The sequence below is a fragment of the Peterkaempfera podocarpi genome (genome assembly GCF_042466665.1).
Taxonomy (GTDB): Bacteria; Actinomycetota; Actinomycetes; order Streptomycetales; family Streptomycetaceae; genus Peterkaempfera; species Peterkaempfera podocarpi.
Window position 1 is genome coordinate 4,470,102 of record NZ_CP162102.1, and the last position, 25,244, is coordinate 4,495,345.

At 69.9% G+C, this 25,244-nt stretch carries 20 protein-coding genes and 2 pseudogenes; 13 read left to right on the forward strand and 9 right to left on the reverse strand.

Going from position 1 to position 25,244, the window contains the following annotated elements; translation table 11 throughout:
• The first annotated feature begins 161 nt into the window (after positions 1-161).
• Positions 162-1,658 (forward strand): CCA tRNA nucleotidyltransferase, encoded by a 1,497-nt coding sequence (locus AB0761_RS19610; protein ID WP_377270376.1) that lies wholly within the window; start codon positions 162-164, stop codon positions 1,656-1,658.
• Positions 1,659-1,705: 47 nt separating this feature from the next.
• Here AB0761_RS19610 and AB0761_RS19615 read toward each other — a convergent pair whose 3' ends face one another.
• The 4 genes from AB0761_RS19615 to AB0761_RS19630 form a co-directional block, all read right to left on the reverse strand.
• Positions 1,706-2,536 carry a hypothetical protein gene (locus AB0761_RS19615; protein WP_377270377.1) on the reverse strand — a complete coding sequence of 277 codons (831 nt, stop codon included), beginning with the start codon at positions 2,534-2,536 and terminating at the stop codon, positions 1,706-1,708.
• Positions 2,537-2,923: 387 nt separating this feature from the next.
• A complete protein-coding gene (locus tag AB0761_RS19620; protein WP_377274217.1) occupies positions 2,924-4,252 on the reverse strand; it encodes an MFS transporter in 1,329 nt (442 codons plus the stop codon).
• 228 nt (positions 4,253-4,480) lie between these two features.
• A complete protein-coding gene (locus AB0761_RS19625) occupies positions 4,481-5,563 on the reverse strand; it encodes an inositol-3-phosphate synthase (protein ID WP_377270378.1) in 1,083 nt (360 codons plus the stop codon).
• A gap of 122 nt (positions 5,564-5,685) precedes the next feature.
• Positions 5,686-6,291 carry a helix-turn-helix transcriptional regulator gene (locus AB0761_RS19630; protein ID WP_377270379.1) on the reverse strand — a complete coding sequence of 202 codons (606 nt, stop codon included), beginning with the start codon at positions 6,289-6,291 and terminating at the stop codon, positions 5,686-5,688.
• 697 nt (positions 6,292-6,988) lie between these two features.
• On the opposite strand from AB0761_RS19630, the gene AB0761_RS19635 reads away from it, so the two are divergent.
• Complete coding sequence (locus tag AB0761_RS19635; RefSeq protein WP_377270380.1) at positions 6,989-9,451, forward strand: transglycosylase domain-containing protein; 2,463 nt, start codon at positions 6,989-6,991, stop codon at positions 9,449-9,451.
• 134 nt (positions 9,452-9,585) lie between these two features.
• A complete protein-coding gene (locus AB0761_RS19640) occupies positions 9,586-11,139 on the forward strand; it encodes a glycosyltransferase family 87 protein (RefSeq protein WP_377270381.1) in 1,554 nt (517 codons plus the stop codon).
• Between the two features lie 76 nt (positions 11,140-11,215).
• Here AB0761_RS19640 and AB0761_RS19645 read toward each other — a convergent pair whose 3' ends face one another.
• Positions 11,216-12,334, reverse strand: coding sequence for a lipid II:glycine glycyltransferase FemX (locus AB0761_RS19645; protein ID WP_377270382.1), 1,119 nt, complete (start codon positions 12,332-12,334; stop codon positions 11,216-11,218).
• Between the two features lie 157 nt (positions 12,335-12,491).
• Positions 12,492-12,800, reverse strand: a complete 309-nt coding sequence (locus AB0761_RS19650) for a hypothetical protein (protein WP_377270383.1) — start codon at positions 12,798-12,800, stop codon at positions 12,492-12,494.
• A gap of 317 nt (positions 12,801-13,117) precedes the next feature.
• Here AB0761_RS19650 and rpsF point away from each other — a divergent pair, with 317 nt between their 5' ends.
• From rpsF to AB0761_RS19675, 5 genes are all read left to right on the forward strand, one after another.
• Positions 13,118-13,408: a 30S ribosomal protein S6 gene (gene rpsF, locus AB0761_RS19655; protein WP_377270384.1), complete on the forward strand. Its 291-nt coding sequence runs from the start codon at positions 13,118-13,120 to the stop codon at positions 13,406-13,408.
• 143 nt (positions 13,409-13,551) lie between these two features.
• Positions 13,552-14,127, forward strand: coding sequence for a single-stranded DNA-binding protein (locus tag AB0761_RS19660; RefSeq protein ID WP_377270386.1), 576 nt, complete (start codon positions 13,552-13,554; stop codon positions 14,125-14,127).
• Between the two features lie 98 nt (positions 14,128-14,225).
• Entirely contained in the window at positions 14,226-14,462 is a 237-nt protein-coding gene (gene rpsR / locus AB0761_RS19665; RefSeq protein ID WP_055590023.1) for a 30S ribosomal protein S18, read from the forward strand.
• Positions 14,463-14,479: 17 nt separating this feature from the next.
• Positions 14,480-14,926, forward strand: coding sequence for a 50S ribosomal protein L9 (gene rplI, locus AB0761_RS19670; protein ID WP_377270387.1), 447 nt, complete (start codon positions 14,480-14,482; stop codon positions 14,924-14,926).
• 284 nt (positions 14,927-15,210) lie between these two features.
• Positions 15,211-16,413, forward strand: a complete 1,203-nt coding sequence (locus AB0761_RS19675) for a hypothetical protein (RefSeq protein WP_377270388.1) — start codon at positions 15,211-15,213, stop codon at positions 16,411-16,413.
• A gap of 193 nt (positions 16,414-16,606) precedes the next feature.
• Here the strand turns inward: AB0761_RS19675 and AB0761_RS19680 are convergent, their stop codons facing one another.
• Positions 16,607-17,935 (reverse strand): MATE family efflux transporter, encoded by a 1,329-nt coding sequence (locus AB0761_RS19680; RefSeq protein WP_377270389.1) that lies wholly within the window; start codon positions 17,933-17,935, stop codon positions 16,607-16,609.
• 469 nt (positions 17,936-18,404) lie between these two features.
• Here AB0761_RS19680 and dnaB point away from each other — a divergent pair, with 469 nt between their 5' ends.
• Positions 18,405-19,913, forward strand: coding sequence for a replicative DNA helicase (gene dnaB / locus AB0761_RS19685; RefSeq protein ID WP_377270390.1), 1,509 nt, complete (start codon positions 18,405-18,407; stop codon positions 19,911-19,913).
• Between the two features lie 355 nt (positions 19,914-20,268).
• Here the strand turns inward: dnaB and AB0761_RS19690 are convergent, their stop codons facing one another.
• Complete coding sequence (locus tag AB0761_RS19690) at positions 20,269-20,829, reverse strand: TetR/AcrR family transcriptional regulator (protein ID WP_377270391.1); 561 nt, start codon at positions 20,827-20,829, stop codon at positions 20,269-20,271.
• A 94-nt stretch (positions 20,830-20,923) separates the two neighbouring features.
• Here AB0761_RS19690 and AB0761_RS19695 point away from each other — a divergent pair.
• Together AB0761_RS19695 and AB0761_RS19700 are read left to right on the forward strand one after the other, a co-directional pair.
• Positions 20,924-21,786, forward strand: a pseudogene (locus tag AB0761_RS19695) (hypothetical protein).
• A 337-nt stretch (positions 21,787-22,123) separates the two neighbouring features.
• Positions 22,124-22,819 (forward strand): transglycosylase family protein, encoded by a 696-nt coding sequence (locus AB0761_RS19700; RefSeq protein WP_377270392.1) that lies wholly within the window; start codon positions 22,124-22,126, stop codon positions 22,817-22,819.
• Positions 22,820-22,839: 20 nt separating this feature from the next.
• On the opposite strand, the gene AB0761_RS19705 is transcribed toward AB0761_RS19700, so the two are convergent.
• Positions 22,840-23,934: an NADH:flavin oxidoreductase/NADH oxidase gene (locus AB0761_RS19705; protein ID WP_377270393.1), complete on the reverse strand. Its 1,095-nt coding sequence runs from the start codon at positions 23,932-23,934 to the stop codon at positions 22,840-22,842.
• Positions 23,935-24,051: 117 nt separating this feature from the next.
• On the opposite strand from AB0761_RS19705, the gene AB0761_RS19710 reads away from it, so the two are divergent.
• The gene (locus AB0761_RS19710; protein ID WP_377270394.1) at positions 24,052-24,663 is read left to right on the forward strand and encodes a molybdenum cofactor guanylyltransferase; all 612 of its coding nucleotides are present in this window, start codon (positions 24,052-24,054) and stop codon (positions 24,661-24,663) included.
• 124 nt (positions 24,664-24,787) lie between these two features.
• Positions 24,788-25,147, forward strand: a pseudogene (locus tag AB0761_RS19715) (DUF6457 domain-containing protein); the annotation flags it as partial.
• Between the last annotated feature and the right edge of the window lie 97 nt (positions 25,148-25,244).

The following is a 25,244-nucleotide window of genomic DNA, read 5'->3' on the forward strand; positions in this document are numbered from 1 at the left end:
GGGTGCCGCGCCCAAGTCGCGCCCTGGCATGGTAACGACGCTGCGGCGATGCCGGTGCCGCGCCCTGTGCCGCCCGGGACGGCCCGCAGGGCGGTAAACGGGGCAGCAGGGCAGGAAACGGGGCGGCATGGGGGTGCGGTGGGCACGTACCCTTGTGAGTCGTGCCTAACGTCAACGCTCCCAGCAACACCGTCCCGGCCGACCCGGCTGCTGCTCCCGTCCTCGGCGCGCTCAGTGCGGCGCAGGCAGGAGGCGTCCAGGAGATGCTGCAGGTCAATCCGGTTGCCATCGACATTGCCCGTCGCTTCGCCGCGGCAGGTTTCCGGCTCGCGCTGGTCGGCGGTTCGGTACGGGACGCACTGCTCGGGCGGCTGGGCAACGATCTCGACTTCACCACTGATGCGCGCCCACAGCAGGTGCTCAAGCTGGTGAAGGGCTGGGCGGACGCGGTCTGGGACGTGGGCATCGCCTTCGGCACGGTGGGTGCCCGCAAGGACACCGCGGACGGCAGTTTCCAGATCGAGATCACCACCTACCGCTCCGAGGCCTACGACCGCACCTCGCGCAAGCCCCAGGTGACCTATGGCGAGACCATCGAGGAGGACCTGGTCCGCCGGGACTTCACGGTGAACGCCATGGCACTGGATCTGCCCGGTGAGGACTTCATCGACCCCCACCGCGGCCTGGACGACCTGGCCGCGCGGGTGCTGCGCACCCCGGGCACCCCGGAGGAGTCCTTCTCCGACGATCCGCTGCGGATGCTGCGCGCCGCACGCTTCGCCGCCCAGCTGGACTTCGACGTGGCCCCCGAGGTCGTCGCTGCCATGTCGGCCATGGCGGAGCGGATCACCATCGTCTCGGCGGAGCGGGTCCAGGCGGAGCTCAACAAGCTGGTGCTGGCCGCGCATCCGCGCAAGGGCCTGCGGCTGCTGGTGGAGACCGGGCTGGCCGACCATGTGCTGCCGGAGCTGCCCGCACTGCGGTTGGAGCGGGACGAGCACCACCGCCACAAGGACGTCTACGAGCACACCCTCACCGTGCTCGAGCAGGCGATCGCCCTGGAGACGGACGGCCCCGACCTGGTGCTGCGGATGGCGGCGCTGCTGCACGACATCGGCAAGCCACGCACTCGCCGCTTCGAGTCCGACGGCAAGGTCTCCTTCCACCACCATGAGGTGGTTGGCGCCAAGATGACCCGCCGGCGGTTGCAGGAGCTCAAGTACTCCAAGGAGCTCACCGAGGACGTCTCGCGGCTGGTGGAGCTGCATCTGCGCTTCCACGGCTACGGCAGCGGGGAGTGGACCGACTCCGCAGTCCGCCGCTATGTCCGCGATGCGGGGCCGCTGCTGGAGCGCCTGCACAAGCTGACCCGCTCCGACTGCACCACCCGCAACCGCAAGAAGGCCGCGGTGCTCTCCCGCACCTACGACGCCCTCGAGGAGCGCATCGAGCGGCTGCGGGAGCAGGAGCAGCTGGACGCCATCCGGCCCGACCTGGACGGCAACCAGATCATGGAGATCCTGGGGATCCGGCCGGGCCGGGACGTCGGCCGGGCCTACCACTACCTGCTGGAGCTCCGGCTGGAGAACGGCCCGCTGGAGCACGAGGCGGCCGTTGCCCGGCTCAAGGAGTGGTGGGCGCTGCAGCAGGAGTCCTGACACGGTGCTGCGGCCCCGCCCGGAGGCGGGGCCGCAGCGCAGGGGTCCTAGTTGTGGGTGGGCACCAGGCAGAGCATGAACTTGGAGGTGCCCTGCTCCTGGTAGTAGCCGAGTGTGGCGCCGTTGCCGCACTTCTCGACGTCGGAGGTGCCGCTGAGCCGGTCCACGATCTTGTAGTCGGCGTCGGCGGAGCCGCAGTCGACGACCTTCACATCGGGGTTGCTGCTGGTGCCGCTGTTGTGGATGCAGTCACCGACGGATGCATACTCCGGGTCGTGCGCCGCGCCGGTGACCCCCGCGATCACCGCCACGACCAGGACCAGCACCGGCAGCAGCAGACCCCAGGAACCGGGGCGGGCGAAGATCGGCTTGCCGGGGTTCATCGGGGTGCCGGGGGCGCCGGGCATCGGCGGCGGCAACTTGTTGATCTTGGATCGCTGCGGGATGTTGATCAGCATGGTGATCGGGTTGATGATGGAGGAGGCGAACCCCCACCAGCCCTGCCAGAGGCTCTTGCTGGTCATGTCCCGGTGTGCCGCGATGCCGCAGGTCCGGCAGAACGGCCCCTGGAGCTTGAGGAACTTCATGATCACCAGGAATCCCTGGTGGCCACGGATGGTGGCCTCGACCGCGGGCACCGAGCCGCAGAAGCGGCAGCTGGGTCCATAGCCCTGCGGCATGGGAGGCGGGAAGCCTGTGCCGGGCATCGGCCCCGCGCCCTGCGGGGGCGGGAAGCCGTAGCCGGGCATCGGCCCCGCATTCTGCGGAGGGGGGAAGCCGTAGCCGGGGGTGGGAGCCTGCGGCGGGACCGAAGCGGCATAGGGGTTCTGGCCGGCCGGCACCGGACTCTGCGGGTACGGCGGGGGAGGCGTGCTCATAGGGATTCCTCGGCGTTCGGGACGGGTTGCAGCCCCGAACGATATGAGCGTGCACCGACAGATGTACGGGAATTGCGGCGCGGACGGCTTCTGGTGGCCGAATCGTGATGCTCGACATCCACTCAACGGTCCGTCGGGGAAAGCTTGTTGAGGCCTGGGCAGGGGGCGTCAGTGCGGGTCGGTGCTTGCCGGACCCGCTGCTGCCGGTGAACACCGCGCGGTGCCGGGGGCACCGGGGCGGAGGGTACCCGCCGGGCTGCAGTGGCCCGTACGGCGCCGGCGGCCGGCCGCCCGGCTGGGAGCAGGGATCAGGCTGCGGCGGGGCGCCCGGGGACAACCCTCGGCAGCCGGCGGACCATCAGGTCCAGCACCGCGGCGACCCTCCGGTCACTGTGCGGCCGTGCGCTCACCATGCGGTTGGGGAGGCGGGGTGCGCCGTACGGCGTGGGCATGGACGGCCGCCGTGACCGCGTACAGCACTCCGACTGCGACCAGCACCGGAACGGAGCGCCCGGAGAGCGGCAGCACCAGCGCGGTGAGTGCGGCGGCGGCCACGAACGCCACATTGAAGAGCACGTCGTAGACGGCGAAGACACGGCCGCGGTAGTCGTCCTCCACGGAGCTCTGCACGATGGTGTCGGTGCAGATCTTGGCGCCCTGGGTGATCACCCCGAGCAGCAGCGCCGCCCCCATGGTGGGTACCGCAGAAAAGAAGAGGCCGAGCCCCGGGACGAAGACGGCGGCGGCCACCAGGCAGGTCGTCATCCAGCCGGCCACACCCAACCGCCGGGTCGCCCACGGGCTGATCACCGCGGCGAGGAAGAACCCCGCGCCGGAGAGTGCCACGGCGATGCCCAGGGTGCCCATACCGGCCGCCTCGTCGGAGGCGGAGTTGAAGGTGTAGCGGCTCAGCATCAGCACCATGACGATGAGTACGCCGTAACAGAACCGGGTCACCGTCACCGCGGCCAGCGCATGGGCTGCGGGTCGGCAGTCGCGCAGCAGATGCCGCACACCGTCCGCGAGGCCGCGGACCGTGTCCATGACGGCCGTGCGCAGCGGGGAACGGTCCGGGCGCGGTCCGCTCCCCGGCGCCCCGTGTCCCGGCTGGTCGGGCCCCAGCAGGTCGGGGGCCATCCGCCGGGCGGCCAGCGAGGCGCTCAGGTAGAGCAGGGCGGCCAGTACCACCAGGGCGGTGTCCGCGGGCAGGCCGTGCGGCAGCACCAGGTCGACCAGGAAGGCCGCACCGCCGCCCGCGGTGGCGGCGACCGTGCCCAGGGTGGGGGAGACGGAGTTCGCGATGACCAGGTGCTCGCCGCCCACCACTCGGGGCAGCGCGGCGGAGAGACCGGCCAGGATGAACCGGTTGAGGGCGGTCATCAGCAGTGCCGCGGCGAAGAAGAGCCAGTCAGGTACCCCGCCCAGGACCAGGGCTGCGGTGACCAGGCCCAGTACAAAACGCGCCAGATTGCCCAGAAAGAGCACCTGGCGGCGGCGCCAGCGGTCCAGCAGCACCCCGGTGAACGGCCCGACCAGGGAGAACGGCAGCAGCATCACCGCCAGGACCGAGGCGATGTCGGCGGGGGTGGCCTCACGCTCCGGGGAGAAGATCACATAGGAGGCGAGCGACACCTGGAAGACGCCGTCCGACAGCTGGGAGAGCAGTCGTACCGCCAGCAGCCGGCGGAAGTCCCGCAACCGGACGAGGGCGGCCAGCTGCGAACGGTGCGAGGAGCCCGGCCGGTCGCCGGGTCCCTCTGCCTGCTGCGGGGTGGGCGCGGAGGCGGGCCCGTCGGTGATCGCCACCAGTCAAGGGTCGCACGCCCCGGTCCGGCCGGGGAACGGACGAGGGCCCTCCCACCGTGGACTGCACGGGTGGAAGGGCCCTCGTCGGGTGGCGCTCGGCGCTCAGCGGTCGGTGTGTCGCCGACCGCGTCGCAGGACTCAGCGCTCGACGTCTCCGCGGATGAACTTCTCCACGTTGTCGCGGGCCTCGTCGTCGAAGTACTGCACCGGCGGCGACTTCATGAAGTACGAGGAAGCGGAGAGAATCGGGCCGCCGATACCGCGGTCCTTGGCGATCTTCGCGGCACGCACCGCGTCGATGATCACACCGGCGGAGTTGGGGGAGTCCCAGACCTCGAGCTTGTACTCCAGGTTCAGCGGGACGTCGCCGAAGGCACGGCCCTCGAGGCGGACGTAGGCCCACTTGCGGTCGTCCAGCCAGGCGACGTAGTCGGACGGGCCGATGTGGACGTTCTTGGCGCCCAGGTCCCGGTCCTTGATCTGGGAGGTGACGGCCTGGGTCTTGGAGATCTTCTTGGACTCCAGCCGGTCGCGCTCCAGCATGTTCTTGAAGTCCATGTTGCCGCCGACGTTCAGCTGCATGGTGCGCTCCAGGACCACACCGCGGTCCTCGAAGAGCTTCGCCATCACGCGGTGCGTGATGGTGGCGCCCACCTGCGACTTGATGTCGTCGCCGACGATCGGGACACCGGCCTCGGTGAACTTGTCCGCCCACTCCTTGGTGCCGGCGATGAAGACCGGGAGAGCGTTGACGAAGGCGACCTTGGCGTCGATGGCGCACTGGGCGTAGAACTTCGCCGCGTTCTCGGAGCCGACGGGCAGATAGCAGACCAGCACGTCGACCTGGCGGTCCTTGAGGATCTGGACGACGTCGGCCGGCTCCTCGCCGGACTCCTCGATGGTCTCGCGGTAGTACTTGCCGAGGCCGTCCAGGGTGTGGCCGCGCTGCACGGTGACACCGGTCGACGGGACGTCGCAGATCTTGATGGTGTTGTTCTCGCTGGCGCCGATGGCGTCGGCCAGGTCGAGACCGACCTTCTTGGCGTCCACGTCGAAGGCGGCGACGAACTCGACGTCGCGGACGTGGTAGTCGCCGAACTGGACGTGCATCAGGCCGGGGACCTTGCCGGCCGGGTCGGCGTCCTTGTAGTACTCGACGCCCTGCACCAGCGACGCGGCGCAGTTGCCCACGCCCACGATGGCTACGCGAACCGAACCCATTCCGGTTGCTCCCTGTTCTCAAGAGGTCCGTCCTGTGGAGGACCTCGACGTGATTGATTTGCAGTCGCCGGCAGTCCCCCCTGCCGCTGCTGTGCCGGCCAGTGGCGGCGGATGCCGCGGTGTCAGCGCTCCGGCCGGTCCGGCGGCGATTCCGGGCTGCCGCGGCCCGACCGGTTGGCGCGCTCGGTCTCGATGAGCTCATTGAGCCACCGGACCTCCCGCTCCACGGATTCCAGGCCGTGCCGCTGCAGTTCGAGGGTGTAGTCGTCCAGCCGCTCGCGAGTGCGGGCGAGCGAGGTGCGCATCCGCTCCAGGCGCTCCTCCAGCCGGCTGCGGCGTCCCTCCAGGACGCGCATCCGGACGGCCTTGTCGGTGCGGCTGAAGAACGCAAAGTGGACGCCGAAGTGCTCGTCCTCCCATGCGTCGGGTCCCGAGTCGGAGAGCAGCTCCTCGAAACGCTGCTTCCCGTCCGGGGTCAGCCGGTAGACGATCTTTGACCGCTTGCCGTTGAGCGCGGTGGCGGGCACGTACTGCTCGTCCGGGTTGTCCTCCACCAGGAAGCCCTGGGTGACCAGGTTCTTCAGGCAGGGATAGAGCGTCCCGTACGAGAAGGCACGGAAGGACCCCAGCAGGACGTTGAGCCGCTTGCGGAGCTCGTAGCCGTGCATGGGTGCGTCGTGCAGCAGGCCGAGGACGGCGAATTCAAGGATGCCGGAGCGCCTGCTCATGTCCGCCTCGCCTCCTTCCGGGACCCGTGTCGGGAGCGATGCATCGAAGCGATATGCCGCTGCGATGTATCGACTCGATATATCGAAGACCATAGGACGGAGGGTTCCTCCGGGGCAAGGGGGGGTCGGGTGAAAGTGATCACAAGGTGCGTGAGGGGCGCTGTCACCCCCGTTAGGGCAACGGGCAAGTAATGATCTGCGTTCGCTTTGCCCTGCTTGTCAGTTAATGCCCGATTTATGGGCTGCACGGCCTGCGTACGCTGTGGCCTGTGCACAGGGGAGTCGGGAACCGATCAGGGATCCGGGACGTCGTTGTTCCCGGTGCATTCCGCCGTGCCGGGCCCCAGAGGCCCCGGACGGCAGGTGATTCGGGGGAATCCTGCGGGTGCCTTGACCGCCTGCGGGGAGTGGACTACCGCCTTCAGGCCCGAGCGCCTGGCCGAGGAGTAGCTGGAGCATGAGCGAACACCGGCGCAAGCCGCCGCAGGGTGGCGGCAACGCCCCTGGACGGCGAGGCGCACAGCCTGCCGGCAACGGCCGCCCCCCGTACCCCGGCAACCCGCAGGCCGGGCACCCGGTCGGCGGGCAGCCCCGGGTGCCCCGCCCCGGAGCGGCAGGCGCCCCCGGTGCACCGGGGGCCCCTCGTCGCACCACCGGCCGGCCCGGCGGTCCGCCGCCGACGGCTCAGCAGCCCCGGATGACGCGTGCCGAGATGCGCAAGGCCGCCAAGCGCGGCCCCGGCGCGCCCACGGGCCCCGTCGGCCGCGCCAACCGGATGCCGCCCAAGAAGCGCTTCATCGACTACCCCCGCTGGGGCAAGAGCGGTGTCCGCCGCTGGCTGCCCTCCTGGCGCCAGGTGCTCACCACCTTCCTGATCTTCTTCGGTGGCTCGGTGGGCGCGGTGGGCTATGCGTACGCCCACACCGGGGTGCCCAGCCTCAATGACGCGGTGAAGCAGCAGAACAACATCTACCAGTGGTCCGACGGCAGCACGATGACCACCACCGGTGAGACCAACCGGCAGATCGTGCCTCTGGACCACATCAGCAAGGAGATGCAGTTCGCGGCGATCTCGGCGGAGAACGCCACCTTCGAGACCGACCACGGCATCGACCCCAAGGGCATTGCTCGCGCCGTCCTCAACATGGCCAAGGGCGGTGAGACACAGGGTGGCTCCACCATCACCCAGCAGTACGTCAAGAACGCCTTCCTCAGCCAGGACCAGACGCTCTCCCGCAAGGTCAAGGAGCTCTTCGTCACGCTGAAGGTGGACAAGACCCTCAGCAAGGACGAGATCCTCGACGGCTACCTCAACACCAGCTGGTTCGGCCGGGGCAGCTACGGCATCCAGGCGGCGGCCAAGGCGTACTACAACACGGACGCCAAGAACCTCGACGCCTGCCATGCGGCCATGCTGGCCGGACTGCTCAAGGGCGCGGGCTACTACGACCCGACCCTCAACGCGGACAACCACGCGCGTGCCGTGCAGCGCTGGGGCGACATCCTGGACAACATGGTCCGGTTCAACCACCTGAGCCAGGCCGACCGCGCGAAGTGCAAGACCTTCCCCGAGCCGGTCAAGCAGGTCCAGTCCGCCAACCTCGGCGGTCAGAGGGGCTATCTGGTGGCGATCGCCAAGCAGTATGTGATCGACCACGGCGGCGTGCGGGAGCAGGACCTCGACCGAGGCGGCTACACGATCAAGACCACCTTCGACAAGAAGAAGGTCGACGCGCTGGCCGCCACGGTGAAGCAGGTCTCCAGCGCCAACTTCGACGCCAAGAAGCGCCCCCTGTACGACAGCGACGTCCAGGTCGGCGGTGCCACGGTGGAGCCCGGCACAGGGAAGCTGGTGGCCATCTACGGCGGTCCGGACTACCTCAAGCACTTCACCAACAACGCCAACTCCACCGGTGTCCCGGTGGGATCGACCTTCAAGCCGATCGTCCTCGCCGCCGCCATGCAGGACGGCGTGCAGACCAAGCTGGACGACCAGGGCCAGCCGACCCGGATCACCCCGGAGAGCCGGTACAACGGCAACGACCTGATCAAGATCCGCAACACGGACGGCACCTATGTGACGGACAAGGACGGCAGCTACTTCCGGCAGAAGAACGAGAGCACCTTCGCCTGGGGCTACATCCCGCTGCGCAAGGCGATGCTCTACTCGGTCAACAGCCCCTTTGTGCAGCTCGGCGAGGACGTCGGCCTGGACAAGGTCGCCGACATGGCCCAGAAGGTGGGCCTGCTGAAGAGCACCCTGGCCTACCGGAACGCCTCGTTCTCCATCGGTACCTCCACCCCGAGCGCCATCCGGATGGCCAATGCGTACGCCACCTTCGCCGCCAGCGGGGAGGAGGTCGACCCGTACTCGGTGATCAGCGTGACCCGCGAGGGCGTCAAGCTCCCGCACTTCGAGGCGCCCGAACCCAAGCGGGTGATGGACGCTGCGGTCGCCGACACCGTGACCGATGTGCTCAAGGACGTCATCTGGAAGGACGGCGGCACCGGTAACGCGGCCAAGGCTCTCGGCCGCCCCTCCGCCGGCAAGACCGGTACCACCGACGACAACCTGTCGGCCTGGTTCGTCGGCTACACCCCGCAGCTGTCCACGGCGATCGCCATGTGGCGTGAGAAGCCGGGCAAGGCGGGCCTGGAGTCGATGAACGGTCTCGGTACCGGCAACCCCAAGGACTCGGTGCACGGTGGTTCCTATCCCACCGAGATCTGGACCAAGTACATGTCGGCCGTGCTCAACGGTGTGACGGAGCAGCCGCTGCCGGTGCCGGGTGACCTGGGTGCTCTCCAGGTCGACGAGTCCGGTGCGCCCAGCACCGTCAAGCCGTCGCCGAGCGCCAGCGCCTCCTCCGCGCCCCCGTCGGCATCGCCGACCGTCACCCCGTCGAACGTCCTGCCCAGCGCCACCGGCAGCCCGGACCCGGCGACGTCGAGCCCCGGCAATGCCAACGGCGGCTGGAACGGCGGCGGTCTGCTGGGCGGCGGCAACAACGGCGGCGGCAACGGCGGCAGCAGCCCCACCCCGTCCGACACCGCAGGCGCCAGCCCCAGCACCAGCAGCCCCGGCGGCCGTCCGGGCGGCAACAACAACGGCGGCCTGCTGGGAGGCGGCACCGGAACCACCCAGGCGGCGTCCAACTGACCTCCTGGACCCCAAGGGGTGCCGCAGCCGGTTCACCGGTTGCGGCACCCCTTCTGCCGTCCCCAGCTGGGCGGTGCCGGCCTCTGGCGGTCCCTCCGGGCGCGGTCACAGGATTGTGCGGCAGTATGGCGCCCATGACGTCGAGCGCTCATGAGGAATCCGCGGGGACAGAGACCGTCCTGCCCCCCGCCGACACCGTGGTCGTCCCCGCCGACGAGGACCCGGTCGCCGCAGCCGGCAGCGAACTGCTGGGCGGCCCTCCGGGTCGCCGTGCCCTGCTCGGCGTCTCCTGGTGGACCCCGGGCCGGGTGCTGGCGCTCATCGTCATCGCGGTCTTCGCGCTGGGCATGGTGCAGAAGAGCCCCTGCTACTCCAGCGGCTGGTTCTTCGGCGCCACCACGCAGTACACCCATGCCTGCTACAGCGACATCCCGCACCTGTTCTCCGGCCGCGGCTTCGCCCAGGGGCTGCTCCACAAGGACATGATCCCGGCAGGTGCCGACGGCACCCGTGACCCCAACATGCAGTATCTGGAGTACCCGGTGCTCACCGGGCTCTTCATGCAGATCGCCACCTGGCTCACCCCGCGCTCGGGCAACCTCGTCCCGGACCGCGAGCAGTGGTTCTGGATGGTCAACGCCGGGATGCTGATGATCTGCGCGGTGGTGGCCGTGATCGCGGTGATGCGTACCCACCGCCGCCGCCCCTGGGACGCGCTGCTCTTCGCGCTCGCCCCGGCGCTGGCGCTCAATGCAACGGTCAACTGGGACCTGCTGGCGGTCGCCCTGACCGCGATGGCCATGGCGTACTGGTCGGCCCGGCGGCCGGTGGGGGCCGGTGTCCTGATCGGTCTGGCAACCGCCGCCAAGCTCTATCCGGTGCTGCTGCTGCTACCGCTGCTGGTGCTCTGCCTGCGTGCCGGGCGGATGCGGGACTTCAGCCGGGCGGCGGCGGCCGCGGTCGGGGCCTGGCTGCTGGTCGACGTCCCGGTGATGCTGTGGAACTCCGACGGCTGGTGGACCTTCTACAAGTTCAGCAGCACCCGCAAGGAGGACTTCGGCTCCTTCTGGCTGATCATCCAGGAGCTGCGCGGGCAGTCACTAGGCCCCTGGCTCAACATCCTCATCGCCGCGCTGATGATCCTCAGCTGCGCGGGCATCGTCTGGCTGGCGCTCTCCGCCCCCCACCGGCCGCGCTTCGCGCAGCTGGCCTTCCTGGTGGTGGCTGCGTTCGTGCTCACCAACAAGGTGTACTCACCGCAGTACGTGCTCTGGCTGATCCCGCTGGCCGCCCTGGCCAGGCCGCGCTGGCGGGACTTCCTGATCTGGCAGTCCTGCGAGGTGGTGTACTTCCTCGGGGTGTGGATGTACCTGGCCTACATCTCGGACTCCAAGCAGCACGGACTGTCCGAGCCCTGGTACCGCCTGGTGATCCTGGTGCACATCTTCGGCACCCTCTACCTGTGCGCACTGGTGGTGCGGGACATCCTGCTGCCCGACCGGGATCCGGTGCGCTGGGACGGCAGCGACGACCCGTCCGGTGGGGTGCTGGACGGCGCGCCGGATCGTTTCGTCCTGGGCGAGGCACGCTGGATCAAGGAGCAGGCCACCTATGCGCCCTATGCGCCGGCCGGCGGCGGTCCCGAGGACTGGCTCGCCCCTCAGGGGACGGAGAAGCCCGCGCTCTGAGCGCGGCGGCGGGCCCGGGCATGCTGCCCGGGCCCGCACAACGGCCGGGTCCGGTGCCGTTCTCCGGTGACCGGGCTCAGCGGCGGGACATATACATGTCCAGCGCCTTGTGGAGCATCTTGTTGAGCGGGAAGTCCCACTCCCCCAGATACTCGGCCGCCTGGCCGCCGGTCCCCAGCTTGAACTGGATCAGGCCGAAGAGGTGGTCGGTCTCGTCCAGGGTGTCGCTGATGCCGCGCAGGTCGTAGACGGTCGCCCCCAGCGCGTAGGCGTCGCGCATCATCCGCCACTGGACGGCGTTGGAGGGGCGCACCTCCCGCTTGTGGTCGGCGGAGGCGCCGTAGGAGTACCAGACGTGCTCCCCCACGGTGAGCATGGTGGTGGCCGCCAGGGCCTCGCCCCCGTGGTAGGCGAGGTAGAGCCGCATCCGGTTGGGGTCCTCGGCGGTGAGCGCCTGCCACATGCGCTGGAAGTAGGCCAGCGGCCTGGGGATGAAGCGGTCGCGCTGCGCGGTGACCACATAGAGGTCATGGAAGACCGGAAGGTCGTCGTAGCCGCCCTGGACGACCTCCACCCCGGACTTCTCGGCGCGCTTGATGTTGCGGCGCCACAGCTGGTTGAAGCCGCGCTGGACGTCGTCCAGCGAGCGGTTGGCCAGCGGCACCTGGAAGACGTACCGCGGCTGGACGTCGCCAAAGCCCGCACCGCCGTCCTCGCCCTGCAGCCAGCCACCCCGGCGGAGCCGGTCGGCCACCTCGAAGGCACGGGGCTCGTACCAGCTCGCCTGGACATCCCGCAGCCGCTTGGCGTGGCCCTCCGCCATCGCCTCCTTGATCACCGCGGCGTCCCAGCGGCGGATCACCACCGGCGGGCCCATCTTCACCGAGAAGGCGCTCTGGGCCTTGAGGTGCGCCAGCATCGGCTGCAGCCAGCGCTCCAGATCGGGGTCGAACCAGTCGATGAGCGGGCCCTCGGGGAGATAGGCGAGATACCGCTTGATCTTGGGCAGCTGGCGGTACAGGACCAGACCGGCGCCGACGATCCGGTCGTGCTCGTCGATCCAGCCGATGGACTCCGAGCGCCACTCGGACTTCACATCGCCCCAGGCGGGGACCTGCATATGGCTGGCTGAGGGCAGGCCCTTGACGAAGGCGAGGTGCTCGGCACGGCTGATCGTTCTCAGGCGCAGGCTCATGCTCGGGACGCTCCTCTTCGGGCAGCCGCTGTACGGGCCGAGAGCCTAACGCCCGGCTGTCCGCGCGCACCCGCTCCGTCAGCGGTGGAGCCGGGCGGAGGGGATACGCGCGGTTGCCTCGACCGGTTGCGTGGGCGCCCGGAGCGGCGGCCGGGAGCTACCAGAGGCCGCCGAAGAGCCCGCCGTGGGCCAGGCCGATGCCCAGGCCGACCGCGCTTGCGCCAAGGAAGATCACCAGAAGGAACCGCTCCGCGGTGGTCGCCGAGACGTACTGGCCCCAGGCGCCGGTGATGATGCCGGCGAGGCCGCTCCAGGAGGTCAGCAGATGCAGGTTGTGGAAGAAGGAGGTGATGAAGGCGAGCAGACCCAGGACCACGGTCAGCGCGGTGAGGGCGTTCTCCATCGGATGTGGACGGCCGTCGGTGTTGAGGGTGAGCGCCATGGGGCGGCGTACGGCGTGTGCCATGGGATCTGCCTCCTCGAGGAGGAATGCGGCGCGCACCGTCCAGTGGCGCCGTCCGGTCACGCACTCTCGGGCAGCGTGGCACAGGCTGCCGCGCCACGCATCCGATGCGTACCAGATTGAAGCGATCTGCTCGCGGATTACAAGACCTCGTTCGGGTGCGGGTAGTCTGTTACGTCTGCACCGGTGCATCCACAGGGTGGCCCGACTGTCAGTGGTCCCCACTACGGTTGGTTCTGTCCTTGCAACCGGCGCCGACGCAACAACCCTCCTGCCACGGAGAGACCGTGGCCGCTGAGTCCAAAGGAGGTGGGTTCCACATGCGTCACTACGAGGTGATGGTCATCCTCGACCCCTCGGTCGAGGAGCGCGCTGTCTCCCCCCTGATCGAGAACTTCCTCAATGTCGTCCGCACCGGCGGCGGCAATGTGGAGAAGGTCGACACCTGGGGCCGTCGTCGCCTGTCGTACGAGATCAACAAGCAGTCCGAGGGCATCTACTCGGTCATCGACCTCAAGGCTGAGCCTGCGGTCGTCAAGGAGCTCGACCGCCAGCTCAACCTGAGCGAGTCGATTCTCCGGACCAAGGTGCTGCGCCCGGACACCCACTGAGCCTGCCGGTCAGCCCCTAGGGGCCCCGACTGTCTCACGCCGCGTGTTTCACGTGAAACATGCGGTGAGCATCGCAGGACTCCCTCTCCACGAGCGGGAGCACTGGGAACGGAACGTCTCCTCCCGAGAGGTCAACCACCACCATGGCAGGCGAGACCGTCATCACCCTCGTCGGCAATCTCGTCGACGACCCCGAGCTGCGCTTCACCCCGTCGGGTGCGGCGGTCGCGAAGTTCCGCATCGCGTCCACCCCCCGCACCTTCGACCGTCAGACCAACGAGTGGAAGGACGGCGAGAGCCTCTTCCTCACGTGCAACGTCTGGCGTCAGCCGGCGGAGAACGTCGCCGAGTCGCTGCAGCGTGGCATGCGCGTGATCGTGCAGGGCCGTCTGCGTCAGCGGTCGTACGAGACCCGCGAGGGCGAGAAGCGGACCGTCTTCGAGGTCGAGGTCGACGAGGTCGGCCCGAGCCTGCGCTCGGCCACCGCCAAGGTCACCCGGGCCAACCGGTCCGGCGGCCAGGGCGGCGGATTCGGGGGCGGCGGCCAGCAGGGCGGCGGTGGCTGGGGTGGCAACTCCGGCGGCGGCCAGCCTTCCGGCGGCCCGTCCGACGACCCCTGGGCGTCCAGCGCCCCGGCGGGCGGCGGACAGCAGGGCGGCGGCGGTGGCGGCTGGGGTGCCCCGGCCGGTGGCGGCTACTCGGAAGAGCCTCCGTTCTAAGGAGCTCCCCGCTCGGAGATCCTGCGCCAAGCGGACGAGATTTCGTGCGACCCGGGCGGCTGCGGCTGCCCGGATCGTGAACACCGATGGAGTACATGATGGCGAAGCCGCCTGCGCGCAAGCCCAAGAAGAAGGTTTGCGTGTTCTGCAAGGACAAGATCAACTACGTGGACTACAAGGACACGAACCTGCTGCGGAAGTTCATTTCCGACCGCGGCAAGATCCGTGCCCGCCGGGTCACCGGCAACTGCACCCAGCACCAGCGCGACGTCGCCACCGCTGTCAAGAACAGCCGTGAGATGGCGCTGCTGCCCTACACCTCGACTGCTCGCTGAGAGAGGGTGACCGAAGCATGAAGATCATCCTCACCAATGAGGTTCCCGGCCTCGGTGTCGCCGGCGACATCGTCGAGGTCAAGGACGGCTACGCCCGCAACTACCTGGTCCCGCGCGGCTTTGCCATCCGCTGGACCAAGGGCGGCCAGAAGGACGTCGACGCCATCCGTCGCGCCCGCAAGGTCCGTGCCATCCAGTCGCTGGAGCACGCCAACGAGGTCAAGGGCCAGCTCGAGGGCCTTCAGGTCAAGCTGGCCGTCCGTTCGGGCGACTCCGGCCGCCTGTTCGGCTCGGTGACCCAGGCCGACGTCGTCGAGGCCGTCAAGGCCGCCGGCGGCCCGTCCGTCGACAAGCGCACCGTCACGATCGCCTCGCCGATCAAGACCGTGGGCTCGCACCGGGTCAGCGTCAAGCTGCACACCGACGTCGAGGCCAAGCTCGACGTGGCGGTCGTCGCTGCCTGACCTCTGGTCAACGCGGCACACCACGCGGTACCGAGGGCCGGGACTCCCCCAGGGAGTCCCGGCCCTCGGGCGTTCCCGGAGGGCGGCCCGGGCTTTCGGTTCCACCCTTCGCTACTCAAACGTGCGGACCCGGATGAGTAGCCGGCTGAGTAACCGCCCCCATCCCGGGGCTGCCGCGGGCGAGTGACGATGGCTGTGCTCGAACCACCGGGTGCGCGCATGCGTACCCAGGCCGGGCCGGCACCCCGTCCTGCAACGCCCCACTGCTACCAGCGGAGGTCGCGATGACCGCCCCCCATCGGGCAGCCCGCCGACGTTCGTCCGACCCAGGGCCCGATCCGGACCCCGACTCTGATCCGGACCCCGAACCCGGGCACGACCCCGCGACATCCGGCGCCTCCTCATCCGGCGCCTCCTCATCCGGCGCCGACGGGGCCCGTGAGGCCGGGATCCCCTGGACCGAGGCCTTCCACGCGCTCGAGGACCACTGCCGCCGCGCACCCAGCCGCCACAACACCCAACCCTGGACGCTGGTCTACGAGCGGGACCGGATCACCATCCACTGGCAGCCGGAACGGCTGCTGCCCTGCACCGACCCCGACCGGCGGGATCTCTTCCTCTCCCTCGGCGCCTTCCTGGAGACCTGCCTGATCGTCGCCTCCGGTGCAGGCCTCGCCGTACGGGCCGCTGTCGATCTCGACGAAGGCAAGCACCGGGCGGCCCGGCTGCTCCCCGCCGACAGCCGCTACCGCACCCCGTTCACCCTCACCACCGTGGAGACACGCGGCTGCGCCCGGGGACAGCACCGGCCGGGCCCGCTCACCGGCACCGAGCTCTCGGCCGCCCGCGACCAGCTGGCACCCCTGCCCTTCGCCCGCTTGGTCCACCTGCACACCCGCGAGATCGCGGCACTGGCCCGCCGCGCCGACCGACGGCTGCTCGCCGACCGCCGAGCCGCCGCCGAACTCCGCAGCTGGCTGCGGCCCACGGCCCGCCATCCCCGCCATGCCCTGGACGGCCTCAGCGGCCCCGCGCTGGAGCTCACCCCCGCCGGTGCCACTGTCCTGGCCGCATGTCTCACCAGCCCGCTCCACCCACTGCTCCGCACGCTCGCCCTGCCGCGGTTGCTGGCCGCCGCCCACCACCGACCGCTCCGGGCCGATGGCAGCGTGCTGGTCCTGGTGGGCGATGCCTCGGGCCGTCGCGGTCCTGACGCCGCCACGCCACAGGGGCTGATCGAGCACGGCAGGGCCCTGGCCCGTGCCTGGTACGCGCTGACCGAGCACGGGGTGAGGGTGCACCCGCTGGCCGCGCTGATCGACGACCCCCGTACCGGCCCACTCCTGGCCGCCCGACTGGGCATCGGCGAGGAGCGGCGGATCCTCTGCGTCTTCCGGGCCGGCCACGCCATGCAGCAGCCCGAGCGCTCCGCCCGTATCCCGGCCGGCGGAGCCGTGATGGGAGAGGGCGGCCCGGCGCGGCGCTAGGGTCTGTCCGACCGTTCCCGTCTGGTGCGCGACGCCTGGTACGGCACCTTGCTGCGGTGCCGGAGTCGACCATTCGCGCCGTAGAGGCGCGCGGCGTCCGGTGCAGGGCCCCTCCTCGCCGAAGGCGGGCAAGGAGGGCGCATCGCAAGGCGGAGGTTCGACCTCGTACGGGGCGTACCCGGTCGGACGAGCCCTAGGCTCGCACCGCCCCGGTCACCAGCCATGCACCGGTGCGGGTCCGCCACCCCAGCGAGGCCAGTCGTACGGCCATCGAGAGTGCGATCGCCCACCAGAGCGCCACCAGACCGCCGCCCAGCGCCGGCACCAGTAGGGCGACGGGGGCGAAGACCGCCAGGGTGACCAACATGGCCCAGGCCAGATAACGGCCGTCGCCCGCGCCGATCAGCACCCCGTCGAGCACGAAGACCGCCCCGCACAGCGGTTGGGTCACCGCGGAGATCAGCAGCACCGCGGCCAGTCGGTCCTGGACCGCCGCATCCGGGGTGAAGAGGGGGACATACAGCGGCCGTGCCACCACCAGCAGCAGTCCCAGCACCACCCCGGAGCCGATCCCCCACTGCACCATCCGCCGGGTGGCCGCCCGGGCGCCCACCACATCACCCGCTCCGAGGTAGCGGCCGATGATGGCCTGCCCGGCGATGGCGATGGCATCCAGTGCGAATGCCAGGAAGTTCCACAGGGTCATCGCGACCTGGTGTGCGGCCACCTCCGCGTCCCCCAGCCGGGCGGCCACCGCGGTGGCGATCAGCAGGATCGCACGGAGGCTCACGGTGCGTACCAGCAGCGGACCGCCCGCCCTGGCACAGGCCCGGATCCCGGCCCGGTCGGGTCGCAGTGTCGCGCCGTGCCGTCGGGCTCCCCGGACCACCACCAGGACATAGACGGCCGCCATCCCGCTCTGCGCCAGCACGGTGCCCCATGCCGAACCGGCCACGCCGAGCCCCGCTCCGTACACCAGGCCCAGGTTGAGCAGCAGATTGGCGGAGAAGCCGGCCAGTGCGACCAGCAGTGGGGTGCGGGTGTTCTGAAGGCCGCGCAGTACGCCGGTCGCGGCGAGCACCGACAGCATCGCGGGGATGCCGAGGGCGCTGATCCGCAGATAGGTGACGGCGTAGGGAGCCGCTGAGCGCGAGGCGCCGAAGGCGTCGACCAGCAGGGGGGCCGATGTCAGTGCCAGCAGTACCAGGACGGCGGAGAGCAGCAGGGCCAGCCAGATGCCGTCGATGCCCTGCTGGATGGCGGCCCTTCGGTCGCCGGCGCCGATCCGGCGGGCGACGGCTGCGGTGGTGGCGTAGGCGAGGAAGACGAACACCCCGGTGAGGGTGGCCAGCAGGGAGGCAGCGACTCCGAGGCCGGCGAGTTGAGCGGTGCCCAGATGGCCCACGATGGCCGAGTCGGCCATCAGGAAGAGGGGCTCGGCGACAAGCGCTCCGAACGCCGGCACCGCGAGTGCCAGTATCTCCCGGTCGTGACGGCGGGGGGTGCTCTCCTGGTCATCCACAGGTAAGAGCCTATAGTGCTTCTCGTCTATTACTGCCCACCTCGCGTGGTAGTGATCCCTACACCCTTTGTGGCGATCTTCCTGATGGGCTCAGAGAAATTCTCCTGCACAGGGGGTGGATGGAGTAACGGCAGGTCAGCTCGTTGACGCCAGGTAGATCGTGTGGTTATCCACAGGGGTTTCCCCCAGGCTGTGCACAGGTTGGGGCTCGTTCTCCACAGTCGGTCGCCCTTCATCCACACCCCCTGTGGATAACCGTCTTGGTGGAGAGGCCGCAGGAGCCTTAGCGTGGACCGTCGCCCCGGCCTGTCGCACCCCGCCCCGGGAGCCTTGCTGTCAGAGGGGTGCCGTAAGAAAGAGATGGGCGCGCGGCCCACGCGCGGACAGGGAGGCACCGGTATGGAACGCACGACTCCGGCCTCGATCACCCAGTGCCCCTCCCACCCCATCCGCTGAACGGGGAAGACGCGTGACCGGCCCGCAGTACGACGAACACGACACCCCTCCGCCCCCCGACGACGAGTGGCCCGACGGTCCCGGTGACCGCCTTCCGGTGCCGCGCAACCGCCGCGACGGCGGCCGCGGCTCCGACTGGAAGGGTGACCGCGAGTGGAAGGGCGACCGGGACGCCGGCACCAGCCGGGGCGGCGACGCCTTTGAGCGGGTGCCCCCGCAGGACCTCGCTGCGGAGCAGTCGGTGCTGGGCGGCATGCTCCTGTCCAAGGACGCCATCGCCGACGTGGTGGAGGTCCTCAAGCCCGCCGACTACTACCGCCCGGCCCATGAGCTGATCCACGGCGCGATCCTGGACCTCTACGCCCGCGGCGAGCCCGCGGACCCCATCACGGTGGCCGGCGAGCTCACCAAGCGCGGCGAGATCACCAGGGTCGGCGGCCCGGCCTATCTGCACACCCTGGTCAACTCCGTGCCCACAGCCGCCAACGCGGAGTACTACGCGGAGATCGTCCATGAGCGCGCGGTGCTGCGCCGCCTGGTCGAGGCCGGCACCCGGATCGCCGGGATGGGGTACGCCGCCGAGGGCGACGTCGACGAGATCGTCAACGCAGCGCAGGCGGAGATCTATGCGGTCACCGAGCAGCGCACCAGTGAGGACTACGCCCCGCTCGCCGACATCATGGAGGGCGCCCTCGACGAGATCGAGGCGATCGGCTCGCGCAGCGGGCAGATGTCGGGCGTCCCCACCGGCTTCACCGATCTGGACTCCCTCACCAACGGGCTGCACCCGGGCCAGATGGTCGTGATCGCCGCACGTCCCGCGATGGGAAAGAGCACGCTCGCACTGGACTTCGCGCGGGCCTGCTCGATCAAGAACGGCATGCCGAGCGTCATCTTTTCGCTGGAGATGGGGCGCAACGAGATCGCCATGCGCCTGCTCTCCGCCGAGGCCAGGGTCGCGCTGCACCATATGCGTTCGGGAAACATGACGGACGAGGACTGGACCCGGCTCGCCCGCCGGATGCCCGATGTCAGTGCGGCGCCGCTCTACATCGACGACTCGCCCAATCTGTCGATGATGGAGATCCGGGCCAAGTGCCGCCGCCTCAAGCAGCGCAATGACCTGCGGCTGGTGGTCATCGACTATCTGCAGCTGATGCAGGCCGGCGGCTCGCGCCGGGCCGAGAGCCGGCAGCAGGAGGTCTCGGAGATGTCCCGGAACCTGAAGCTGCTCGCCAAGGAGCTGGAGCTCCCGGTCATCGCCCTCTCCCAGCTCAACCGTGGCCCCGAGCAGCGGACCGACAAGAAGCCCATGGTCTCGGACCTCCGTGAGTCCGGCTCGATCGAGCAGGACGCGGACATGGTCATCCTGCTGCACCGTGAGGATGCCTACGAGAAGGAGTCCCCACGGGCAGGTGAGGCCGACCTGATCGTCGCCAAGCACCGAAACGGCCCCACAGCGACCATCACCGTGGCCTTCCAGGGCCACTACTCCCGCTTTGTGGACATGGCCAACAGCTGAGGCGTAGCTGAGGGGCTTCTGCTCAGCGGCACGCCGTTCCCCGGTGGACCGTTGGTGCTTCCGCGTGGAGGTGCTGCCAGGCGGCGGCCTTGTGGCTGCCGCGTGCAGCCGAACACGGGCGGCAGTGTGTGCCGGGACCCTCGGCCGCACCGAGCCGTTCCCGCCGATGCCACAGACCGGGAGCCGCGTGCGGCTTGCCAGTGCAGTCGCCCGGCTGTCGCTGGGGCCGGGCTTCGGCCCGGTCGCGCGGCCTGCTTCTCCATGGACGGTCATCTTGTCCTGGTGTCCTGGTGTCCTGGTGTCCTGGTGTCCCGGTGCCCCGGCTTCTCGACGGCCCGGTGGCCGGGTGCTCGCGTCAGGGCCGGGGTGGCGCAAGCGGGGTTGCGGCTGCGGCACGGAAGACGTCCTCCGGGTCGCGGCCGCCGATCACGGCGTCCAGGCTCCCGGTGAGCAACAGGGTGGCGAAGCCATGGGCCATCGACCAGGCGGCGGTGAAGGCCAGCTGCGGATCGGGGCCGCCCAGCGCCGCGACCCCGCCGGCCAGCCGCTCGGCGGTGAGTGAGCGGGCGGCAACGAGCTCCAGGTCGTCGCTGCGCACCAGGTCGGGGCGGAACATCACCTGGAAGTGCGCTGGATGGCGGGTCGCGAACCGGATGTAGTGCGCCCCCATGTCACGCAGGTCGCTGCTCTCCGCCAGCTCACCGGCCAGCAGGATGTGGCCTTCGGTGGCGATCGCGGTGAGCAGGCCCGTCCGGTCCCCGAAGTGGTGCGCGGGGGCGGCGTGCGAGACGCCCGCGCGGCGCGCGAGGTCGCGCAGTGACAGCGCGGACGGTCCCTCGGCGGCGATGACGTCGAGGGCGGCGGCGATCACGGCGCGCCGCAGGTCTCCGTGGTGGTAAGCGCGCTGGTTGGTCATGCACAGCAGGTTACGCGGAATCTAGGCATTGACAAGTTTCTCCCGCTGCAGGCAATCTAGTCACTGTCAAGTTCTGAGCCGAGGAGGCAGAGCGATGCGGCGCAACCTGGGTCGTGTACGGCAGATGTGGCACCTGCTCGAGCCGCTGCACGCGGTGCTCTACTACGCGCCGGCCGCATTCGAGGAGGCGGCCGCACTCGGCTACAACACCGATACGCGCTGGCCGAGTTACTTCCCGTACCGTGCCGCGCCCCTGGGGCCGGTGCCACCGGGGCGGATCACCTCGGCCTTCTACAGCTTCAGCCCGCGCATGGTCGAGCAGTACACGACCTCCGCCTGGGAGAAGGCTGCTCCCGCGGAGGTGCTGGCCGCCCGCCTGCGGGCCGTCGACCGTACGTACCGCGAACTGCTGGGTGAGCGTGCGGAGAGCTCCGAGATGGCGGAGGCCGCAGCACTTGCCGAGCGGGCCGCCGAGGCTGCGGGTACGGCCGGACGACCGCTTGCCGCGGCCAACGCCGCACTGGACCGGCCGGACGCGCCGCATCTGCGGCTCTGGCATGCCGCGACCGTGCTGCGTGAGCACCGCGGCGACGACACCTGGCCGCTCTGCTGACAGCCGGCCTCGATCCGGTGGAGGCACTGGTGTCATTCGCAGCCATCGGTGCCGCATCCGAGAAGACCTTTGAGAGTCGGGGCTGGAGCGCGCAGGAGTGGAGTGCAGCAGGTGAACGGCTCACCGCCCGGGGCCTGTTGGGCCCGGACGGTGCCACCGATGCCGGGCGTGCCCTGCGTGCCGAGGTGGAGCGGCGCACAGATGAGCTGGCCGCTGCTCCATGGGCGGCCCTCGGCGAGCACGACACGGCCCGACTCGCCGATCTGCTGGGCGAGTTCTGGGTTTCCATGCTCGGTTCCGGCCTGCTCCCGTCGGAGACCACGCTGGGGATAGGCAAGGTATGACAGACGCTCCAGGGAGCAGTCTTTCCGGGCTGCGGGAGTCGGATCCGTCGATCAAAGCGACTTATCCGATGGGTAGTTGATGGACCGGGCAGGGGCACTGAAGTGCGTCTCTCCGGTGCGTCCGGCACCGCCTCCTCTCCGGAGGAGGAGTGGCGGTGAGGTGGTTTTCACAGAGTCGGACTGACGGCTGATCACCCCTGGGAGGGAATTGGCTGGTCCGTTCGGCGCCTGGTCGAGCGTCTTATGTCGGACTTTCGGCTCGTAGACGTGCTCCCTGGAGAAGGACAGACGTCGATCCATGGCGTCGTCCGCAGCGCAGAACCGAAGGAGTCATCCGATGCCGTCGTTCTCACCGATGCGTGCCGTCGTCACTGTTCTGACGACCCTGCTGGCGGTGTTCATCGCCATGGGCCTGGTCGACCAGGCAGCTGCCGCGGCAGCCGGGGCGCGTGCGGGGACGCCGACCACAGCCACGGCTGCGTCCGCGTCCGCGTCGGGTGACCGCGCCGACTGGCACCGGATCGCCGGCTGCGAGAGCGGCGGCCGCTGGGACATCAACACCGGCAACGGCTACTACGGCGGTCTGCAGATGACCCAGGGCACCTGGGAGGACTACGGCGGCCGCCGCTTTGCTCCGCGCGCCGACCTGGCGAGCCGCGAGGAGCAGATCGCAGTGGGCGACCGGATCGTGGAGTCCCGGGGCCTCACCCCCTGGCCGGTCTGCGGACGCGCCTCACGGAGCGGGGCCCGGACGCCACTGCACCTCACGTCCGCCCGCATCCCGCAGCACCCGGCGCAGGTCTCCGGTGTGGAGTCACTGACGCCCTGGACAGTGCAGGCGATGATGCCGGTGAAGGTGCCCGCGCCGGGGAGCTCCTACTGGACCGTCCACCACGGTGACACGCTCACCTCCATCGCCCACCAGTCTCACCTGCACGGCGGCTGGCACGCGCTCTACGACCTCAACCGCGACATCCTCGGTGGCAACCCGGACATGATCCAGCCCGGCCAGCACCTGAGGCTGGCACGCTGACCGGGTGCTGGAAGGCCAGGTCAGTGGGCGCGGGAGTACTGCACCGGAGGACGCACCTCGGCACCCAGCCGACGGGCAGCCTGCAGAGGCCAGGTGGGGTTGCGCAGCAGCTCACGGGCGAGCAGTACGGCGTCGGCCCTACCCGAAGCCACGATCTCCTCGGCCTGCTCGGGCTCGGTGATCAGGCCGACGGCCGCGGTGGGAAGTCCGGTCCGGACACGGACGGTCTCGGCGAAAGGCACCTGGAACCCAGGGGCGACCGGAATACGGGCGTCAGGTGCGTTGCCGCCAGTGGAGACATCGAGGAGATCGACGCCTCGGGCCTGGAGTTCCTTGGCCAGGAGGACGGTGTCCTCGCCGGTCCAGCCCTCCCGCTCGTCGGCGGTGTCTCCGGACAGCCAGTCGGTGGCCGATGTGCGGAAGAAGAGCGGCAGTTCGTCGGGCCAGACAACGCGGACGGCCTCGACGACCTCCAGGGCCAGACGCATCCGGTTCTGGATGGTTCCACCGTAGGAGTCCGTGCGCCGGTTGGCGTACGGAGAGAGGAACTCATTGATCAGGTAGCCGTGAGCACCGTGCAGCTCGATGACCTTGAATCCTGCATCGTGGGCGCGGCGGGCAGCGTCCGCGAACCCCTGGACGACTCGCTGGATCCCCTCGGTGTCCAGCTCGTGCGGGACGGGCCGGTCGCCGAACGCCAGCGGGCTCGGAGCGACGGCCTGCCACCCTCCCTCCTCCGGGGAGAGCGCACCCTGGCCTGACCAGGGCTGAGCGTCACCGGCCTTGCGTCCTGCATGGGCGAGCTGGATACCGGGGATGGTGCCCTGCTGTTCGAGGAAGGCGGTGATCCGGGCGAAGGCCTGCTGCTGACGTTCGTTCCACAAGCCCAGGTCATGGGTGCTGATACGACCCTCGGGGAGGACGGCGGTGGCCTCGACCAGGATCAGCCCGGCGCCGCCGGCCGCACGGGAGGCAAGGTGCTGGAAGTGCCAGTCGCCGGGCACGCCGGTGTCGATGCCTTCCGGTGCCGCGGAGTACTGGCACATGGGAGCCATCCACACCCTGTTGGGGATCGTGAGGCTGCGAAGGGTGAGGGGCTCGAAGAGGGCGCTCATGGACTTCCTCGCTCGGGTTGTGGCGATGCGGTGGGTCCTGCCGTACCGGACAATAAGCAGCGCCAGAAATAATTGCAACAGCATCTTATTTGGTGGCCGAGGGTCGATACTCGGGTCATGCAGCAGAGCAGCACGGGGCGGATCGCCTATGACGTACTGGTCCTGGCAGGTGGGGCCGCCCGCCGACTCGGTGGGGCGGACAAGCCCGGCCTGCGCGTGGGGGAGTCCACGCTGCTGGTCCATGTTCTGGAGGCATGCCCCGATGCCGGCACCACGGTGGTCGTGGGTCCGGTTCGCGACACGGGCGGCCGAAGGGTGCACTGGACCAGGGAGGATCCGCCCGGTGGAGGGCCGGTGGCCGCAATCGCCGCGGGGCTGCCATGTGTCCAGGCGCCTGTGGTGGCGCTGCTGGCAGCCGATCTGCCCTTCCTCGACCAGCCCGCCGTGCGGCGTCTGGTGGAGGCGCTTGAGGACAGGCATCTGGATGCCGCGGTCCTGGTCGACGCCGACGGCCGGGAGCAGCCTCTGGCTGCCGCCTACCGTGCAGAGGCGCTGCGCAGCGCGCTCATCGGCCTGCTGGCCCAGCACGGCGGCCGCCCCGATGGCCTGTCGTTGCGTCGACTGGTCGGCGGGCTTCGGGCGGCCAGGCTCCCGGACCCCGACGGCGTCGCCTATGACTGCGACACCTGGGAGCAGGTCGAGGCAGCTCGGCAGCGCCGGTCCCGCTGATCGGCCGACGGCGGCCATCCCTGGGTATGGACAGCCTGGACATGGACAGCCTGCGCATAGGCAGCCTGAGAATGGACGGTTCAGACCTCGACCTCCCGGTCATGAACAGCGCCGGCAGGCACAGCGCCCGCACGGACAGCCCGACCAGGGACGGCCCTCGGACAACCAACACGGCGTCGGGCGATGCATGCCGCCTGCCCCGGAATCCGGGAACATGGGCGGCGTGCTGGATGACTGGATCACCGAAGCCAAGATCGAACTGGGAGTCGACCTCGATGTCGACATCGCCGAGCTGCTCGACATGACCAAGGTCGTGGCACACGGTGTGGCCCGTCCGGCCGCCCCGTTGACCGCGTTCCTGGTCGGTTATGCGGCCGCCCGTGCCGGAGGCGGCCCCGAGGCGGTCTCCGAGACATGCCGTAAGGCAGCGGCCCTTGCCGAGCGCTGGGCTGCCGAACCGCGCGACGCCAACGGCCCCGGATGAGTACGGCCGCATCCGTGGGCACCGACCCCGAGGCGCCTCGCGCCTCCGAGCCGCGCCGAACCGAGGACGCGCCCTTCGACCAGGATGCGCCCGCAGC

Bases quoted from the DNA above. Each gene is read 5' to 3' on its own strand.
- AB0761_RS19615 (WP_377270377.1), bottom strand. From the start codon at position 2,536: ATGAGCACGCCTCCCCCGCCGTACCCGCAGAGTCCGGTGCCGGCCGGC.
- AB0761_RS19625 (WP_377270378.1), bottom strand. From the start codon at position 5,563: ATGGGTTCGGTTCGCGTAGCCATCGTGGGCGTGGGCAACTGCGCCGCG.
- AB0761_RS19630 (WP_377270379.1), bottom strand. From the start codon at position 6,291: ATGAGCAGGCGCTCCGGCATCCTTGAATTCGCCGTCCTCGGCCTGCTG.
- AB0761_RS19635 (WP_377270380.1), top strand. From the start codon at position 6,989: ATGACGCGTGCCGAGATGCGCAAGGCCGCCAAGCGCGGCCCCGGCGCG.
- AB0761_RS19640 (WP_377270381.1), top strand. From the start codon at position 9,586: ATGACGTCGAGCGCTCATGAGGAATCCGCGGGGACAGAGACCGTCCTG.
- AB0761_RS19645 (WP_377270382.1), bottom strand. From the start codon at position 12,334: ATGAGCCTGCGCCTGAGAACGATCAGCCGTGCCGAGCACCTCGCCTTC.
- AB0761_RS19650 (WP_377270383.1), bottom strand. From the start codon at position 12,800: ATGGCACACGCCGTACGCCGCCCCATGGCGCTCACCCTCAACACCGAC.
- rpsF (WP_377270384.1), top strand. From the start codon at position 13,118: ATGCGTCACTACGAGGTGATGGTCATCCTCGACCCCTCGGTCGAGGAG.
- AB0761_RS19660 (WP_377270386.1), top strand. From the start codon at position 13,552: ATGGCAGGCGAGACCGTCATCACCCTCGTCGGCAATCTCGTCGACGAC.
- rpsR (WP_055590023.1), top strand. From the start codon at position 14,226: ATGGCGAAGCCGCCTGCGCGCAAGCCCAAGAAGAAGGTTTGCGTGTTC.
- rplI (WP_377270387.1), top strand. From the start codon at position 14,480: ATGAAGATCATCCTCACCAATGAGGTTCCCGGCCTCGGTGTCGCCGGC.
- AB0761_RS19675 (WP_377270388.1), top strand. From the start codon at position 15,211: ATGACCGCCCCCCATCGGGCAGCCCGCCGACGTTCGTCCGACCCAGGG.
- AB0761_RS19690 (WP_377270391.1), bottom strand. From the start codon at position 20,829: ATGACCAACCAGCGCGCTTACCACCACGGAGACCTGCGGCGCGCCGTG.
- AB0761_RS19700 (WP_377270392.1), top strand. From the start codon at position 22,124: ATGCCGTCGTTCTCACCGATGCGTGCCGTCGTCACTGTTCTGACGACC.
- AB0761_RS19705 (WP_377270393.1), bottom strand. From the start codon at position 23,934: ATGAGCGCCCTCTTCGAGCCCCTCACCCTTCGCAGCCTCACGATCCCC.
- AB0761_RS19710 (WP_377270394.1), top strand. From the start codon at position 24,052: ATGCAGCAGAGCAGCACGGGGCGGATCGCCTATGACGTACTGGTCCTG.